The 16154-nt window shown below is 65.9% G+C and carries 14 protein-coding genes and 1 tRNA gene; 7 read left to right on the forward strand and 8 right to left on the reverse strand.

Going from position 1 to position 16154, the window contains the following annotated elements:
- The first annotated feature begins 99 nt into the window (after positions 1-99).
- The gene (locus tag VEC57_06085; protein ID HYB98689.1) at positions 100-1080 is read left to right on the forward strand and encodes a Rieske 2Fe-2S domain-containing protein; all 981 of its coding nucleotides are present in this window, start codon (positions 100-102) and stop codon (positions 1078-1080) included.
- A 60-nt stretch (positions 1081-1140) separates the two neighbouring features.
- On the opposite strand, the gene VEC57_06090 is transcribed toward VEC57_06085, so the two are convergent.
- On the reverse strand, positions 1141-1521 hold the full coding sequence (locus tag VEC57_06090) for a hypothetical protein (protein HYB98690.1): 381 nt from the start codon (positions 1519-1521) through the stop codon (positions 1141-1143).
- A gap of 163 nt (positions 1522-1684) precedes the next feature.
- Positions 1685-2152 (reverse strand): hypothetical protein, encoded by a 468-nt coding sequence (locus VEC57_06095; GenBank protein ID HYB98691.1) that lies wholly within the window; start codon positions 2150-2152, stop codon positions 1685-1687.
- A gap of 173 nt (positions 2153-2325) precedes the next feature.
- On the opposite strand from VEC57_06095, the gene VEC57_06100 reads away from it, so the two are divergent.
- From VEC57_06100 to VEC57_06125, 6 genes are all read left to right on the forward strand, one after another.
- Positions 2326-3852, forward strand: coding sequence for a multicopper oxidase family protein (locus VEC57_06100; protein ID HYB98692.1), 1527 nt, complete (start codon positions 2326-2328; stop codon positions 3850-3852).
- Positions 3853-4220: 368 nt separating this feature from the next.
- The gene (locus tag VEC57_06105; protein ID HYB98693.1) at positions 4221-4754 is read left to right on the forward strand and encodes a hypothetical protein; all 534 of its coding nucleotides are present in this window, start codon (positions 4221-4223) and stop codon (positions 4752-4754) included.
- Between the two features lie 196 nt (positions 4755-4950).
- On the forward strand, positions 4951-5460 hold the full coding sequence (locus VEC57_06110; GenBank protein ID HYB98694.1) for a hypothetical protein: 510 nt from the start codon (positions 4951-4953) through the stop codon (positions 5458-5460).
- A gap of 614 nt (positions 5461-6074) precedes the next feature.
- Positions 6075-6698 (forward strand): helix-turn-helix domain-containing protein, encoded by a 624-nt coding sequence (locus VEC57_06115; protein ID HYB98695.1) that lies wholly within the window; start codon positions 6075-6077, stop codon positions 6696-6698.
- Between the two features lie 651 nt (positions 6699-7349).
- Positions 7350-7916 (forward strand): hypothetical protein, encoded by a 567-nt coding sequence (locus tag VEC57_06120; protein ID HYB98696.1) that lies wholly within the window; start codon positions 7350-7352, stop codon positions 7914-7916.
- Positions 7877-8974, forward strand: coding sequence for a hypothetical protein (locus tag VEC57_06125; protein ID HYB98697.1), 1098 nt, complete (start codon positions 7877-7879; stop codon positions 8972-8974). The genes VEC57_06120 and VEC57_06125 overlap by 40 nt, the downstream gene beginning before the upstream one ends.
- A gap of 71 nt (positions 8975-9045) precedes the next feature.
- Here VEC57_06125 and VEC57_06130 read toward each other — a convergent pair whose 3' ends face one another.
- The 6 genes from VEC57_06130 to VEC57_06155 all read right to left on the reverse strand — a co-directional run bounded on the left by VEC57_06130 (position 9046) and on the right by VEC57_06155 (position 16098).
- Positions 9046-11409, reverse strand: a complete 2364-nt coding sequence (locus VEC57_06130; GenBank protein ID HYB98698.1) for a M12 family metallo-peptidase — start codon at positions 11407-11409, stop codon at positions 9046-9048.
- A gap of 16 nt (positions 11410-11425) precedes the next feature.
- A complete protein-coding gene (locus tag VEC57_06135) occupies positions 11426-11851 on the reverse strand; it encodes a hypothetical protein (GenBank protein HYB98699.1) in 426 nt (141 codons plus the stop codon).
- A 20-nt stretch (positions 11852-11871) separates the two neighbouring features.
- Positions 11872-12366 carry a nitroreductase/quinone reductase family protein gene (locus VEC57_06140; protein ID HYB98700.1) on the reverse strand — a complete coding sequence of 165 codons (495 nt, stop codon included), beginning with the start codon at positions 12364-12366 and terminating at the stop codon, positions 11872-11874.
- Between the two features lie 653 nt (positions 12367-13019).
- Positions 13020-13238 carry a hypothetical protein gene (locus tag VEC57_06145; protein HYB98701.1) on the reverse strand — a complete coding sequence of 73 codons (219 nt, stop codon included), beginning with the start codon at positions 13236-13238 and terminating at the stop codon, positions 13020-13022.
- A 394-nt stretch (positions 13239-13632) separates the two neighbouring features.
- A tRNA-Ser gene (locus VEC57_06150) sits at positions 13633-13724 on the reverse strand.
- A gap of 157 nt (positions 13725-13881) precedes the next feature.
- Positions 13882-16098 (reverse strand): glycosyltransferase family 2 protein, encoded by a 2217-nt coding sequence (locus VEC57_06155; GenBank protein HYB98702.1) that lies wholly within the window; start codon positions 16096-16098, stop codon positions 13882-13884.
- Between the last annotated feature and the right edge of the window lie 56 nt (positions 16099-16154).

Below are 16154 nucleotides of genomic sequence, written 5' to 3' on the forward strand. Positions count from 1 at the left end.
ACCACCGCAGATGGCTCGTCCTGACCCTGCACGTTTGCTATGGCATGGCGGCGCGTCGCCACGTGCCTCTTCCACGCCGCGATGCCTGAGGGGAAAGGCATGACGGTTCCATATCAGGGCGTCCCGCATGGCTGGTTCGCCGTTGCCACCAGCAGCGAGCTGCGCCGCGGTTGCGTCCTCGAGCGACGCTATTTCGGGCGGGAATGGGTGCTGTGGCGCAGCGTCAGCGGCCGCGTGGCCATGCAGGACGCCTACTGCCCACACCTCGGCGCGCACCTCGGTGACGGGCGCGTCTGCGGCGAGCACCTGCAGTGCCCCTTCCATCACTTCGAGTACGCGACCGACGGCCGCTGCGCCGCCACTCCCTCCGGCGGCGCGCCGCCGAGCATCCGTCTGGTTGGCCTTCCCATCCGAGAAACCAACGGGATCATCCTCGCGCACTGGCACGAGCGTGGGGAGGCCCCGGCCTGGGAGCCGCCCGACCTCGACGAAGAGGAGTTCACGGGCTTCCACTTCAGCAGCCGGACGTTTCGTGGTCACCCTCAGGAAGTGTCCGAGAACAGCGCCGACTGCGGCCACTTCGGACCCACGCACGGCTACGGCAATGCCTGCATCACGGATGGGCCGCGCATCGAAGGGCACGTGCTCTACTCTTCGTACACCATGGACCGCAGCCTCGACTTCATCGGCTTGCCGCGCGCCAAGGCCGAGCTTTCCTTCGATGCGCAGGTCCACGGGCTGGGCCTGTCGCGCGTGCGGGCGCGAGTCTCCCGCGTTGGGATCGAGGCCGATCTGCTGATCCTGCCGACTCCGATCGATGCCTCTACGGTGCAGCTGCGTTTCGGCGCACGCGTGCGCAGGTCGCGCGTGCCGCTGCTGACCATGCTGATGAAGGCCGCCTTCGTCCGCGGCTACCATTCCGACTTGTTGCGCGACATCCCGATCTGGACGCGCAAACGGTTCGTGGAGCGGCCGCCGCTGACGGCGGCCGAAGCGCCAATCGCGATGTATCGAAGGTATGCGCGGCAATTCTATTGCGACGCATCGGCCGGCCAGCGCCGCGCCGCAGTGGGCGAGTGATGCGCCGCCTCACCGGGAGCGGCTCGCCGCGTCACGCGTGAAGAGGCGTCGTCCCTTGCGCTAGCTTCGCCGCTCGTTGCGCAGGCCGTTGCTGGCGATGGTCTCGAGGTCGTCCAGGATTTCGAGCTTCTCCGCATCGCTCGGGTCGCCGTCGTCACCCTCGTCGCGGTTATAGTCGACGATGGCGGCGTCGTTGGCCAGCTCCGCGTCGTGCGCATGAACGATGGCCTCGCGCAGCTCCGGATCGAGCTTGTCGCAATCGAACATCACCTTCTGGTAGCCCACCTGCGCGACGGCATCCGCCGAGACGTCGAAGTCGCCCGCGTTCTCGACGTAGACCGTCAGGCGGCGACGCTCGGGATCGATTCCCCGGATGGCGCCGAACTCCTCGGTCCCGTCCTTGGTGAAGGCGTGATAGCCCACTTGGATGTCCTCGTTCATGGCCGTCTCCTTGCGTGCTTCGCGCGTCCGACAGGAGAGTAGTGGCCTGCCATTGCGCCCTCAGCAACGCGTTTCGCGCCCGCGCACGCACGCCGTGCGCTCATGGGCGGCAGCCGCTCGCTCACGCGTGTGCGAGCAACTCGCCCGGGCGCAGGCGTGGCCCTCAGCTTCGCCGCTGCGACCGCGCACGGTCCACGCGGTGGATGAGGTCCTCGCCGATCTCGATCCTGCCGAACGGGTTCAGGCGCAGCCCGACGATCGGGGAGAAGGCGATCTCATCGCCGAACCTGCACGGCGCCGCCAGGCGCAGCGTGATGCGCGGCGGATTGACCAGCGTCGTGATGCTGACGTTCATGACATCGGACAGCGCAATTCTCTCCTCCTCCCCGCCGCGCTTGAAGAGCAGGAAGTCGCCGCAGTCGTAGACTTCATCGGCTAGATCACCCACCAGCTTCCTGGTGGTGACGAAGCCGAAGGCCGCCATGACGGTGGGGATGACGAAGAGCATCGGCCTTTCCCGGCCGCGGCCGCTGACGGCGACGTGAACGAGGAACCCGCCGAGGAAGACGAACCACAGCACGGGAAAGACGCGCTTGTTCAGAAACGTGTACGGTGAGGAGAGGCGTTTCATGGCCGCAGCCGGATGCTGGATGCTAGCACGGCGGTGCAACGTTTCCTTGGCGCGCGCGGACGGCCGCGGGCGTCTGCCAGGCTCGCCGCCGGCCCTCCTGCGCATCGTCACCGATGCAAGCGCCCACTCTCGATGGATTTTGCGGCCCGATGCCGCAGCATGCGCAGTTGCCGATGATCGACGACGAACACGTGCGCAGCCGCGACGTGTCCAGGGAAGGTGGCCGGCCGCGCCCGCGCGTCCTTGCCGCAGCTGTCGCGGCCGCCATGGTCGCCGCGGCCGCCGCAGCCGTGGCCTTGCCGGGCCTGGAGCGGTGGCAGCTTCGCCAGCGCTGCCGGTCAGGGGCTTCCGTCGACGATGCGACGCTGCGCCAATGCCTGGCGCTCGAAGCCGAAGGCGCCTTCGAGGCAAGTGAGCGCAACGGCCGGCGAATCGTGGAGGCGGCAATTCGCGCGGCGCCGGCGACCGTGCCGATGTTCGACGGCCGCGCCTTCGACGTGTGGGCGTATAACGGGCAGGTGCCGGGGCCGACCTTGCGCGTACGGCGCGGCGATACGCTTCGCGTTCACTTCACGAACGGCCTGCCGCAGCCGACTACGATCCACTGGCACGGCGTACGCGTGCCCAACGCCATGGACGGCGTGCCGGGCGTGACGCAGGAACCGGTCCAGCCCGGACAGACGTTCGTCTACGAATTCACCCCGCGCGAGGCGGGAACGTTCTGGTTCCATCCGCATCTGCGCTCGAGCGAGCAGGTCGAGCGAGGCCTGTACGGCGTGCTGATCGTCGAGGACGAAGCACCGGCCGCGCACGTCGAGGAGATGATCTGGGTGCTGGATGACTGGCTGCTCGACGGCACCGGCCGGCTGCGCGAGAGCTTCATCACCCGCAGCGACCTTGCGCACGACGGACGCTGGGGGAACGTCGTGACGGTGTCCGGCAAGGTGCGTCCGCGATTCTCGGCACGTCCGGGGCAACGCCTGCGCATCCGCGCGGTCGACGTCGCCAATGGCCGCGTGTTTGCGCTCGACTTTGGCGAGCTGCGGCCGCAGATCATCGCGCAGGACGGAATGTATCTGCCGCAGCCGCGACCGGCTTCGCGCGTCGAGCTGGCACCGGGCAACCGCGCCGACTTCGACCTCGTCATCCCCTCGGACGCTGTCGGCCGCACTTTCGTGATCCATGACCGGTTCACCAGGACTCCCATCGAGCTCGCATCGATCACTGTCGAAGGCGAGGCGGTTGCGACGCCTCCTGCAGGGCATCCGTCCGGCACCGTGCCGGCGTGGGCGGAGGCGTCGAGGCTCGCGCCGGACCATGAGCTGCGCCTCAACGCACGTGCCGGCGGCCCCTATGGCATCGAATGGACGATCAACGCTGCGGTGATGCGGCATGACGAGCCCGGGCACCATCATCACGAGGCGCCGTATCGGCTCGACGCCGGCCGCTTCGCCAAGATCCGCTTCATCAACGATTCGGCACGCCTCCATCCGATGCACATCCACGGGATGTTCTTCAAGGTACTGGCGCGCTCCGGTTCCCCAGTGGACGAACCGGCATGGCGTGACACGGTGCTGATGCGGCCGCGCGAATCGATCGACATCGGTGTGGTTCCGGTCGACCTCGGACGTTGGATGCTCCACTGCCACATCCTGGAGCATGCGGACTCGGGAATGATGACGCTCGTTGAGGTACGTTGAGGCAGATGCCACGCGGCGATGCTGCCGTCGGGCGTGCTACCGTTCTCGATCGCCACCGGCAGATATGGCCTCGCTCGCGCAAGCGCTGGAATGAACATGCGACGACAGCTTCGCGCAGTGCGCAGACGCGCTGGCGCAGCAGAGTTTCGACGTTTGCTCACCACGCGACCAGTCATTTTTCTGCTGGATGCGCGCCATACCCACGGCTGCGGTCCTGTCGACTGTGCAATTGCCTGCTAAAAAAGAATCGCACCGGCACAACATGAATAATACAAACCCGCTGCCGGTCGCAGGTCATTATGAAGAAACTCAACGCATGCACGGCAATCCTTGGAGCAGCCTTTCTCATCACAGTTGCACCCGCGCCGATGAGCTTTGCCCAGTCGGAGACTGGGCTGGAACACGGCAAGGGGCACCAGAAGAACAAACACGGCAGCGCAACCGGCTCTGAAAAGGCCGTTGGCACGGGCGGATCGGGCGCCGCATCCACGAGTGGCACCGCGACCAGCACGGGCACCGGCGGCTCAGGCACCGCGACCAGCACGGGCACCGGCGGCGACGCTGCGAGCAACACTCGCGGCGGCGACACCACCGGCGGCGCGGCCACCGGCGGATCGGCGAGCAGTGGCGACACCACGGGTGCGACCATCCAGCTCGGCGACAAGGCCAAGATCATGCCGCATTCGACGGTGAACACGCCGACGACCGGCAGCACCGCGACGGGCGGAGCGGCCACTGGCGGTAGCGCCACTGGTGGTACCACCACCGGCGGCTCGGCCACTGGCGGAGCCGGCACCGGCGGCACGGCCACCGGCACCGGCGGCAGCGGCACCGGCGGCTCGATCGATCGCACCGGCGGCTCGGCCACGGGCACCGGCGGCGACGGCACCGCCGCCCCGTAAGGTCCGATACAAAACATAGAGAACGCAATGACGGCCCGCGGGAAACCGCGGGCTGTCGCGTTTCGTTTCCATGAAACCATCATCACTCTGTGTTCCATCGCTATCCGGCATCGCCACAACTGCGGCGTTGTCGATTCTTTGCCTGACATCTCCCGCGCAAGCGGATCCGCAGAAACATCGACGAGGCGACTCAAGCGTGACGATCACGGGCGGCACGGTGACTGGTGGCTCCGCCGTGGGCGGCTCGGCTACCGGCGGCTCGGCTACCGGTGGCTCGGCGCGGGGCGGTGACGCGCGCGGTGGTGATGCCGTCGGCGGGTCTGCGGTCGGCGGCTCGGTGACTGGCGGCTCCGCAACCCCCGGATCGGCAACGAGCGGCTCGGCAACGGCCGTTGGCGGCAGCGCCACGAGCGGCAGCGCGACGAGTGGAAGCGCCACGCCGGGAATGGCGACGGCAACCGTGGGCGATCGCACCATCCGCGCGTCCGGCGACAGTGGTGTGAGCATCCAGGCAGAGGGAGGCAGGGCAAGAGTTCGCGTCGGAGAGCACGAGCTGCTGGTCGAAGACGACCGCGTCATCGTCAACGGCGAGGTTCGCGCCAGGCTATCGCCGTCGGCCGACGACATCCAGGTCACCGTGCAAGATGGACGGTTGACGGTGCGCGCCGACAGAAGCGAAGTGCTGTCCGAAGACCTGCGACACTAGATCGCCGGCCGCGCGATCCTACTCAGGCCGTCGTCGCCTACCACCGCCGCGATGCCGGCAGTCGATCTTCTGTAACCTGGCGGTGGGCGGAGGTATCGGAGATCCGTTCTCTGCGGACTGGACCGCAGATTCCCTGATACTCGGGAATTTACTGGGAGTTCTCGCGACTGGCTGCCTAGCGGCGAGTCTGCTGCGCTTGCCTGAATCCGAGTGAATTCCCTGAACCACCGAACAGAATGCCTCGCCGGATCAGGGAACGCGCGGGAACGCAGTCGCCTGCGCGTGGGATGCCAATGTCGGGCCAATCGTTGGCATCATTCGCGAGAGACTTTTGTCACCAAAAGCTGTGGGAATTGTCACCGGAATTCGGGGCGTCCCGAAAAAATCGCTGTTGGTCCCAGCGGTCAGCAAAATTAGATGGGGCCAATTTTCGTAGGCCCTCGCGACAGAATCGAAGCCCCGGAGCCATTGTCTCGTGAAGACAGAAGACGGGCCCTCCAAATACCGAGAACTCCGCCGGCTTCCGTTCCATTCCATCAAAAACGTGCCGTACTGGGCGTAAACTCAGAGTTGCTTCTGGGTACACTTCAGGTTATCTCTGGCGCGTGTGGGAGTTGGAATTCACGCGCGATGCCGCGAGGGCGCTTCTGCGGATGCCGAGAGACCAGACTCTTCGTATCCGCCGCAAGCTCGACGAACTGGCGAAGAACCCGCAGGCGGCCGCCAACGTCAAGAAGCTGACGGAGCATCCGGGCTACCGTCTGAGAGTCGGCGACTGGCGCGTCGTGTATTTGCTCGACCATGGACGCATCGTGATCCAGGTAATCCGAGTCGCGAAGCGAGGTGTATCGATGAGTGTCCGAATTCTCGAAGCCAATGGGAAGCCTGCGTTCGCAGTGCTTGCTTACGATGAATACCAGGCGCTGCGCGCGTTGGCCGACGACGCGGAGGACACCGCCGCGCTCGTTCGTTTCGCGAAGCGCTACGCCGCGGGCAAGGAGGAGACGGTCCCTGCCGCTGTCGTCAATCGGCTGCTGGCCGGGGAGACTCCGCTGCGCGTATGGCGCGAGCACCGCGGTATGACGGCAGCCCAGGTCGCGGCGTCCGTCGACATCACTCCCGCCCACGTCTTCAAGCTGGAATCCGGCAAAGGGGATCCTTCGGTCGCGCTGCTACGCCGGCTTGCGAAGGTGCTTCGCGTGTCGCTCGAAGACCTAGTCGGAGCTGAACCGGACTGAAGGGGATAAGGGATAGGAACAACAAGCGGCCATCTCCAAGCGTCGCCGGTCGAATCCGTCGGCCGCGCGCCGCAGCTCTGGGTCCGTCCGATCGGTCCCCCACCTTGCCGACCTGGCCGGGCGTGCTGCGCATCGACGTCGACATGCGTGGAGGCGACGTCAGCCATCCGATCTGGCGCCAGCCGCTGACGAAAATGACCGACAACTACTACATTCCCAGCGACAACCCTTTCGTCGGTGTCACCGACGCGCTCGAGGAGTTCTACGCCATCGGCCTTCGCAGCCCTCACCGCATGACGCACGATGCCGCCGACGACCTGACCTGGATCGCCGACGCCGGCCAGAACAATCGCGAGGAGCTCGACATCCTGCAGGCTGGCGCCAATTTCCAGTGGAACTGGCGCGAAGGCAGCATCGCCTTCGAGGACCACCTCGGGGTTCCCAGCCCGCTCATCGGCACCGGACCGATCCGATCCTGGATTACGACCGCAGCCTGGGCGGGACCATCATCGGCGGATACGTCGATCGCGGCAGCCGTTACGCGATCTCTACGGCAGGTACATCTACGGCGACTACCTCTCGGGCCGCGTCGGGGCCCTTCGGTACGGGAAGACCGGGCAGACCGTTTCGGTGCTGGAGAACACCCTTCTCATGCAGACGCCGTTCCGCTTCCGCGAGGATGGGATCACCTCCTTCGGAGTCGACCATGCCGGCGAGATGCACCTCTTGACGCTCGGCGAGCCGGGTCAGATCCACAAGATCGTGGCCGCTCCCAAGGATCCCGGCGCGATGCCTCTTCTGCTCTCGCAGACCGGGCTCTTCACCGATCTGTCGCCGCTGACGCCGCGCACCGGTCTGGTTCCGTACTGGGTGCGCAGCCCCCTATGGTCGGATGGCGCGCTCAAGCGGCGCTGGCTGGCGGTCCCCACGGGTAGCTCCATCACGTACTCGACCGACGGCGCGTGGACGTTCCCGGCCGGCAGCGTCTTCGTCAAGCACTTCGACCTAGCCACGTCGACCGCACAGCTGACACCGCTGGAGACGCGTGTGCTGGTGATGCAGGCCAGCCGGCAGCTCTATGGCGCAACATATCGATGGCGCGCCGATGCAAGCGATGCCGATCTCACACCGAGCCCTTCGAGGCCGAGATCGCCGTGCAGACCGGCGGCGGCACGCGAATGCAGACCTACTGGTTTCCCGGCCCCAACGGCTGCCTGACCTGCCACACGGGCGGCGCCGGCCAGGTCCTCGGAATCAAGTCGCGCCATCCGACCGGCCTGACCGCCGACGCCTCGCTCGACTCGGATCTCGATCAGCTGCAGTGGCTGAGCGATGCCTCGTACTTCTCGACGCCGTTGAGCGACGAGGCCATCGCCGCGATCGAGCCGTTGCGCGCGTTGGACGACGAGACGGCGACGGCCGAGACGCACGTGCGCTCGTATCTGGATTCGAACTACTCGCACTGCCACGGTGCTATCGTGATCGACCGTGCGCTGTGGGACGGCCGCTTTACCACGCCGCTTGCGGAGCAGGGCCTGGTCATGGGCGAGCTGGCCGGCGACTATGCCAGCGACGCCGCGCGGGTGGTGCGGCCCGGTGTCCCGTCGCTGTCGATCCTCCATCAGCGAACCGAAACGACGGATCGCGCCGCTCGCATGCCATCGGTCGGACGCGCCGAGCGTGACGAGGAGTTCGTCACCGTTCTGGAGGAGTGGATCAAGAGCCTGCCGCCTCCGCCTTACCGGTGTCCGCCGGCAGTGCGCGAACCGTCACCGTGCCGCGACCGGCAGCAGGAGAAGGCGCACTTGCGAATAGATGCAGGCGCGCAAGGCGACAGGCTGGGTTGGGATCACGTCCACGGACCGCAGGTGACGGCCGCCGAGCTGCTCGATCCGTCCGTTGATTCGACAGCGAGCTACGCGCTGTGCGTTCACGACGACGGCGCGCTCTCACGCGAGCTCATCTTCGCGAACGAGTGCGCCGAGCCGGCGTGTTGGACCGCACGCAGTCCCGGCACGCTTGCCTACCCGGACCGCAACGTCTCGGGCGCAGTGGCCGGGGCGCGTCTTCGCGCCGGCGCCGGCCGTACCCGCTTCTCGCTTGCTGGCGGAGGGCCTGCATCCTTCGAGGCTGCCGGTGGCCACTCCGGTGGTTGCCGAGCTGTCGATGAGCCGCGACGGTGTCGAGCAGTGGTGCGTGCGCGCCGAGCTCGACGCCGTGCGGCGCAACACCGCGGTGCAGGCGCGGCTGACCACGCAATGATGCCTAGTAGGTAGTATGCTTCCATCGGTGCGGCTCAGTTCATCACCACGAACGTCGCCGACGTGCTGTACTTGCCGCTCTTGTTTCACGGCGCGCAACTGCCATTGGCGGTGCCGTCGTCGATCACGTCGCAATCGAACGGTAGCTCGCCCGCTTGACGGTAGATGCGGCAAGCTCGACAGATCACGCCGCGGTGCATGCACTGCGTGAACACTTGCGGTGAAGACGTTGCGCATTGACCCGGCAAAAGTCGCGCCAATTCTGTCGGAGCGCAGCTCAGCAGAACGGTTCGCTCCAGCTTGTCGAGCGCACGAAACAGCAGGCGGTCCTCCTTGGGTGTGTCGCCCGGGGCGGCTGTCAAGCAATACGCGAAGCTCTGCGGTGCGGTCACTTTGCCTTGATCGATGCGGACGTCCGTGCAGGCCGTGTAGCGGCGCATGTACTTGGCCATGACACCGTCGACGGCTTTAACAGTTAGCTTTTGACAGCGTGCGCCCGATGAGTTCTGGCTGCGGATGACCGGTGCCGCGGATATGTCTCGTCCAAACAGGTCTTCGAGAAGGGCGGTCCGCTCGGCGACCGCTGCATCGATGGCGGCGGCCATGCCGGCGTAACCGTACTCGACTTTGCTGCACTCCGGCCATTCAGAGGCGATCGCGTCGTCGCGTGCGGCAGCGAGGCTATCATTGGGGCTGTCGACGCAGTCGCCGAAATCATCGCGGGCAGCCTGCGCATCCGACAGGCACGACAGGCTCTGTCGTGCCTGCATCGAGCTCACGTTTATCGCCGTTCGATTCGCGACACCGATGCAGGCCTCGCCGATCTGGCTGATCCGTGGCTCGCGCGAACACGAAGGTGAACACCCGTCTACCGCTTCAGTATTCGCGTCGTCGCACTCCTCGGCCGGCGTTTCCAGTAGCCCGTTGCCGCACGTCGGGACGAGAGGCGTGCCGAGGACAGGGCCGAACACGTCACTTTCTTGGCCATCCGCCGTGACAGCACTCGCGAAATACTGATAACCGATACCGGCCTGAAGCGGACGGTCGAGAAAGGAACTTTCCACGCCGTCGGCGATCAACTCCAGCGGTGAATCTGCCAACGATCGGTAGATGCGGAAGCGGTACGGCCATGGGTGGATGACGTCGATACGCACCGCGTCCGTCAGATCCGAGGAGGTTGTGATTCCCGTCGGCGCGATCAGCTCGCGGAATCGCTTCACGGTCTCGTAAGTCTGATCGATCGCCATCGCGCAGGCCGCGGCGTCGGCCGACCCCGCCGCCACGCCGGTCGGTGCTCCCTCGTAGAGAACTTCCGGGTTGGCGAAGTACGGAATCTGGGGACAGCTCCCCGCGCAGCCCTCAAAAGAAGCCATCACCGTGCGGAAATCGCCTCGTGGTTCCTGGTAGCCATAGGCGTAGGGAAATGCCGGCACCGACCCGGCGTTCACCCGATCATGCTGGCAGCCCATGTTGTGCCCCAGCTCGTGCGCGAGGGTCAGTCCGCCAGGGAGGCAGGAGAAGAGCACCATGCTGAAGGCAGACGACTCGAAGGAGACGTCCACGTCCTGCATGAGATAGGCACGGCCGCAGACGTTGTCGGAAGTGTGCGAGACGAAGACGACGAGGTCAGCGAGATAGGCGTTGCGCAGCGCATGGACCTCATCGAGGACTCCGTCACCGGGATCACGCAGGCTCGGAACGATCGCCGCAGGATCAGGCGATACCTCGGGATAGTCGAGGCCGGCGACATGAGCCAGCCGGATTCTCGTGATCATGCCGCTATTGTCGTAGGCGTCGTTTGCGGCATCCACAGCAAGCTGAATCTTTGCCTCGGCTGCTGGATCGAATGTCGCGATTCGGTTGGTGTAGACCACCAGGACATTGATGACGTCCGAGTGGCGCTCGCGTACAGATGGCAGCGAATGAGTGACGTCCGGAAAGTCACGCCGTTTGTGTCCGTGGGACGCCCTCAGAGGCTCTCCGTCGCCGTATATGGGCTGTGGCTGCAGTTGCCGGATCCAGTGAAGTCCGTTCGCAGCCGGTTCCACTTCGAAGGTTGCATAGTCCACCTGAACCCGTGCGACGATGCCGTCCTCCGCGACTACCGCCACCGCTTGACCGACGTCAACGCCCTCGAGCTTGCCGCTCCAGCTCAGCATGCCACCAGCTCGGTATGTCAAGGCGGTCCGGCGGGCGAAGACGCGGACATCGTCGAACAGATTCAGCTCGACAGTTGATGAGCGTTCCAGCAGCCCGGCCTCGAGCAGGACGAGCCGTTCGCGCAACGCCCGGCCGGCAATGCCTTCTTTCACCGCCGGCACTGCTTGGAGGGTGGTGGTGATGAGATCCTCAGTGGCAGGAAAGAAAAGCGGCGGGGCGGCCAACGCATCTATAGCCGCCGCGAGACAAAAGGCGACCACCGGTGCTACTGCGACCGTCTGCCGTGACATGGGCCGAACCTAGCAGTCAGGCATTGACTGTGGCCAGCGACTCCACCGCGTTCCTTGGTCTCGGTCGTGACTCCCGTCCCTCAAGCATGGTCACCACCTCGAACGCCGGCGTGATCGCGACGATCTTGTTCGCGGTGACCAGCATTACCCACAGGTTGCCTTCGGAGTCGAAGCCGCAGCCGTCGGTCAGACCGAGGCTGCGCAGCACCTCGGGGGATAGGAAGAACAGGCCGCCATCTCCAAGCGTCGCCGGTCGAATCCGTCGGTCTCCTGTCAACTCGGCCGCGCGCCGCAGCTCTGGGTCCGTCCGATCGGTCCCCCACCTTGCCGACCTGGCCGGGCCGTGCCGCTGCGCCAGCGCGTCGATCTCGAGCGCGGCGAAGTAGGCGTAGCCGGAAGCGAAGTCGAACCAGAACTCTATTGGTGATGGCGGTTCGCTCATCTCCATACCCTCAGGCCAGTTCAACGCGGAACGAGTTGGACGATCGGAATCGTGCGGCCGGCCTGCGCAGCTCGCGCGCGATAGCCTTTGAACTCCGGGAAGACTTTATCCGCAAGCTGCCAGAGCCGCTGTCGCTCGGCGTCGTCCTCGACGACGACGGCGCGCAACGGAACGCCGCCGTAGATGACGTCGAAATTCTTGCGAAGGTTGTGGTACCACGCCGGGTGCTCCGGCAGGCCGCGCTTCGATGCAATGATCGTGACTCGGTCGCCGTCGTGGAAGTAGAGCGTGGCGTTGAAACGCGGCTGGCCGGTCCGGGCGCCTCGCGTCTCCAGCAGCGCGGTTGGAAGCGGGCTGGCGGTGCTGAGGCGGCCGTTCGTGAGCCTGAGGAGGAAGGGGTCGAGCTTCCAGGAGATGTTGGTGGAGATCCAGGCGCCGAGGCTTGTGGAGGAAAGGCGCGCGAGGGCGAGGTAGAGGCGGCTGCGCGGCTTATTTGGATCGACGTAAGGGAGCATCAGTCGCGACGCCATGCTTCAGCTGTCAGCAACGGATTCGGCAACTCGAGGTCACAAACTGTGACCTCAAGTTCGAGATACTCTTTCGCACCGGAGCGACTATCCATGTGGCTGTCCGAGCATCAAAGCGGCACCCACTGAAAGGGAAGCGGGATGGTGGCGGTGCGTCTCTCCATCGCGTTCGACACGACGGGCGGAGAGCTGGCTTGCACAGCAGATCCAGTACGACCCGGCCGCGGTCGAGCGGAAGCGAAAAACACTGGGAGTAAAGCCTATCGCCGCGTGACGGGTCGGGATTGAGTCGCCTAACGATTGCCTGAGCGGCGGGCGCCCTGCGCCTTCAGCAACACCGCCTCGTCCCGTCCGCTGCATGTGTAGTTGGACCCACCGCTCACAGCTGCTTTAACAACCTTTCGTATTCCGGGTGCGTTCCGATCCAGAACCAGACAACTTCGTCCCCATCGACCGTCGCTACCGCTCGGTGTCCCAAGCCGATCCGAGCAGAATAAATTGGAAGTTGCGGATGTACCGGCTTGAACTGCAGGCTGGGATGCGAGGGGTTGTCTTTGAAGAGGCGGTAGGAGCTGCGCGCCCGCGCACGAACGTGGGCCGGAAGCGCCTCCAGCGCCGCGACCGGGCCGTGGTCTTCGATGTCACAGTTTGTCGGGATCAAGTGGCTCGGTGCGCCCGGCCCTGTGCTCGGCCAGCGCTTCTTCTGCAAGTTTCTCCAGAGCAGGCAGCGGTGCTGCGAGAGCCGCATCCCTTGCATCCTCCGCACGAATCTCCTCGAGGATGGCCGCAGCGAGTTCGTCTTGCTCGCGATCGGACAGCCGCGACGCGATCTCGAAAGCCTTCTGGAGAGCCTTTGTCATAGCAATACGATCCTACTCCTACACGGCGTGCCAGACCAATCCGCGTTGACTTTGGTCCAACGGATGCGAAGCGCGTGATGCTCGGCGGATCGAGAAGTCCAGTGGGGCCGTCCTCTTCTTTCATCTGGCGGGCCGCTTCACGCCAACCAGAGGCCCGGCGTCAGCGGCCGGTGTCGCCAGCGAAGCGAGCCGCCGGGCTCTTGTACTTTCGCCTCACCGCCGACCCTACGGGAACCGGCCAAATCGCACTTGGAGAAACTCGGCCATATCGGCGGAGATCGACCCGAACCCAGTTCAGAGAGAAGCGTCCGCGCCCACTGGATCACCAGAAGCCCCGGCAATCCCGCAATTGTCGCGTCGTCGTCTGTGAACCGTCGTTTCGCAGAAAATGAAGTGGCGGAGAGGGTGGGATTTGAACCCACGGTACCTGTTACAGTACACACGCGTTCCAGGCGTGCTCCTTAAACCGTGCTCGGACACCTCTCCGTTCGTGGAACGAAGAAAGTAGCCGCGCCCGCCGCGGCTTGCAACGCTTGCATCTCGACGCAGCACGCGCACGCTTCGGCAGCCCGAAAGCGGAGCGGCGACGAGAAATCGACACGCGCCTACGCCGCGTTTCGCACGCCAGCGGCGGCCGCCTCCATCACCGCTCGCCCGGCACACCCCACTCTTCCACGGCAGCCCGCGATACCTCCGGAACATTGGCACGCACGTCGGCAAGGAAGTCGCAAAGCGCTTCGTTCCACCCGATGTAGCGAGTGATTCCGTAGGCGAGCAACCCGACGTGCAGCGCGACCAGCGACGAGCGCAGCACCGCACCTTCCATGGCGATGTGGATCGCGAAGGCCGCCCAAAAGCACAGCATCGCCACCTGCGCGACGATGCACGTTCCCGGCACCGGCGTGCGCTCAGCCACCTTGGGCGTGCGCACGAAGCGCGGCTTGTCCCCGGTCAGCAACTGCCGCAGCGACAGGAGAAGCCCGGCAACGTTGACGGGGATGAGCAGCAGGTTGAGCGCATAGACGCGGGCGACATCGCTCCACCGATAGCCGCACCGGACGAGGTCGCGGCCGTAGAGTCCGAAATACGACAGCGTCATCAGCGGCAGCCACGGCGCCCGCACCGCCTCGTCGTAGAAACAGAACGGCAACGCCAGGAGCGCCAGGCTCGCCGGTCCGAGCGAGACCAGGTAGTGCAGGCGAACCGCCGCTTCGGCCGCCCGGGACCGAAGTGAGCCCCCACCGCCGAGCAGCGACCGCACCAGGCGCGGCACGAGCAGCACGCCACCGTTGGCCCAGCGAAGTCGCTGCACGAGAAGCGAACCGAAGTCGGTCGGCGTCGAGCTGAACACCAAGCGTTCGTCCAGGCTCCGCACGTGCCAGCCGCGCCGGCGCAGTTCCAGCGTCGTCTCGGTATCCTCGATCACCGTACGGTCGTGCAGGTATTTGGTGACCGGCCAGCCGCGCTCGCAGCCCGTCACCGCGACCTCGCGCAGAGCCGCCAGACGTGCGACGGCGTTGGCGCCGACCCAGAAGCCGGCGCCGGCCACGGTCATCCCCTGATGAACGATGTATTGGACGTCGGTCGTCGCGCCGGCGATGCGTTCGACGAAGCCGGAGGCGGACGGGAATGCGCTGTAAGGGGTCTGCACGACGGCCACGCTCTCGTGGCCGCGGCGCCGCATCGCCTCGACCATCCGCTGCGCATATTGCGGCAGCGCGATCGTATCGGCGTCCAGGAAAAGCACCAGCTCCGTCTCCGGTACCCGCAGCGTTGCATGCGCCGCATCGCACCGCTCCAGGAGCAGCCGGGCTCCCGAGGCGACCTCGCGGTAACAGCCGCCCATCAAGGCCAGGTAGCTGTTGAGGTTCATCGCCTTGTTGGGCTCGTGTGCCACGTTCTCGAAGCGCTTGCGCTCGAACGCGTCGACGCCGCAGTCGAACATCGACGCAACCTCGGCGTGGACCCGCGCCATCTCGGCAATGTCGCCGCTTCCAGAGCGCCAGCTCGCCGCCTCCTCCTCGAGCGCCGTCGCCCTCGCGAGGAGGCAGTGGTCGGCGAAGAAGGATTCTTCGTGGTCGCGGACGTCGCAGTCGGCGGCGCGCTCGCGCAGCCATTGCGCACACGACTCGAGAAGCTCGGCCAGACGAATGCGCGACTCGGCCGTCTCGCCGCAGGACAGGAGCGCCGACCCCGCGTCGCGGCAGCGCGCGTGCATGCAACGCAGCTGCGCATCGAGCTCCTGCACCAGGTTTCGCGCCGACAGAAGAAGACGGCGGCCTTCGACGTCCTGCGGATGCGGCGGATCGTCGATGAGAAGCACCACGCGGCGACTCAGATGCGTCTGGAGCGCCGCCGAGAGCAGCGTGCGCCGCACGATCCGCGTCTCCTCCTTGTACGAAGGCACGAGGATCGTCAGCGAGGGCACCGAGCTGGCGACGGACTGCGCGCCGGCGCTCCGGTGGCGATCGTCGCCTGCGCAGCCGCTGGCGCTCGGCCGGCCGCACGCATTCTTCCCGTTGCCGGCCCGGGCGCTGTCACTCGCCTCGCCGCTCTCGACCGGATGACCCCATCCCGCATGCACCGCCGTACGCATCGCAGGCCGCTGCGACGAGCGCAGCCACGCAAGCCGCGCAACTTCGTGCACGAGCACGCCGTAGCCTACGCACGACAGCACCAACAGAGAGATGGCGTCGGCGAGCGCGTCCAACCACGCCCCGCGAGCGACCGCCAATGCCAGCGCATGGGCGATATCCGTCAGCGGCAAGGCAAGCCCTGCCAGCGCAGCCGCCAAGAGCACCTGCGTCAGTCGAATCTCGCGCCGGGTCAGGCGCGAGAGGATGGATGAAGCCCCCGTCACCGTGGAAAGTGCGGCGCGGCCATCCCCGCGATGGCCGCGCCGACCACTGTCGTTCG

Source organism: Candidatus Limnocylindrales bacterium, from assembly GCA_035626395.1.
Classification (GTDB): domain Bacteria; phylum Desulfobacterota; class Binatia; order UBA1149; family CAITLU01; genus DASPNH01.

Excerpts from the sequence above, each read along its gene's own strand:
- VEC57_06085 (HYB98689.1), top strand. The coding sequence starts at position 100 with ATGACGGTTCCATATCAGGGCGTCCCGCATGGCTGGTTCGCCGTTGCC.
- VEC57_06090 (HYB98690.1), bottom strand. The coding sequence starts at position 1,521 with ATGAACGAGGACATCCAAGTGGGCTATCACGCCTTCACCAAGGACGGG.
- VEC57_06095 (HYB98691.1), bottom strand. The coding sequence starts at position 2,152 with ATGAAACGCCTCTCCTCACCGTACACGTTTCTGAACAAGCGCGTCTTT.
- VEC57_06100 (HYB98692.1), top strand. The coding sequence starts at position 2,326 with ATGATCGACGACGAACACGTGCGCAGCCGCGACGTGTCCAGGGAAGGT.
- VEC57_06105 (HYB98693.1), top strand. The coding sequence starts at position 4,221 with ATGAGCTTTGCCCAGTCGGAGACTGGGCTGGAACACGGCAAGGGGCAC.
- VEC57_06120 (HYB98696.1), top strand. The coding sequence starts at position 7,350 with ATGCAGACGCCGTTCCGCTTCCGCGAGGATGGGATCACCTCCTTCGGA.
- VEC57_06125 (HYB98697.1), top strand. The coding sequence starts at position 7,877 with ATGCAGACCTACTGGTTTCCCGGCCCCAACGGCTGCCTGACCTGCCAC.
- VEC57_06130 (HYB98698.1), bottom strand. The coding sequence starts at position 11,409 with ATGTCACGGCAGACGGTCGCAGTAGCACCGGTGGTCGCCTTTTGTCTC.
- VEC57_06135 (HYB98699.1), bottom strand. The coding sequence starts at position 11,851 with ATGAGCGAACCGCCATCACCAATAGAGTTCTGGTTCGACTTCGCTTCC.
- VEC57_06140 (HYB98700.1), bottom strand. The coding sequence starts at position 12,366 with ATGCTCCCTTACGTCGATCCAAATAAGCCGCGCAGCCGCCTCTACCTC.
- VEC57_06145 (HYB98701.1), bottom strand. The coding sequence starts at position 13,238 with ATGACAAAGGCTCTCCAGAAGGCTTTCGAGATCGCGTCGCGGCTGTCC.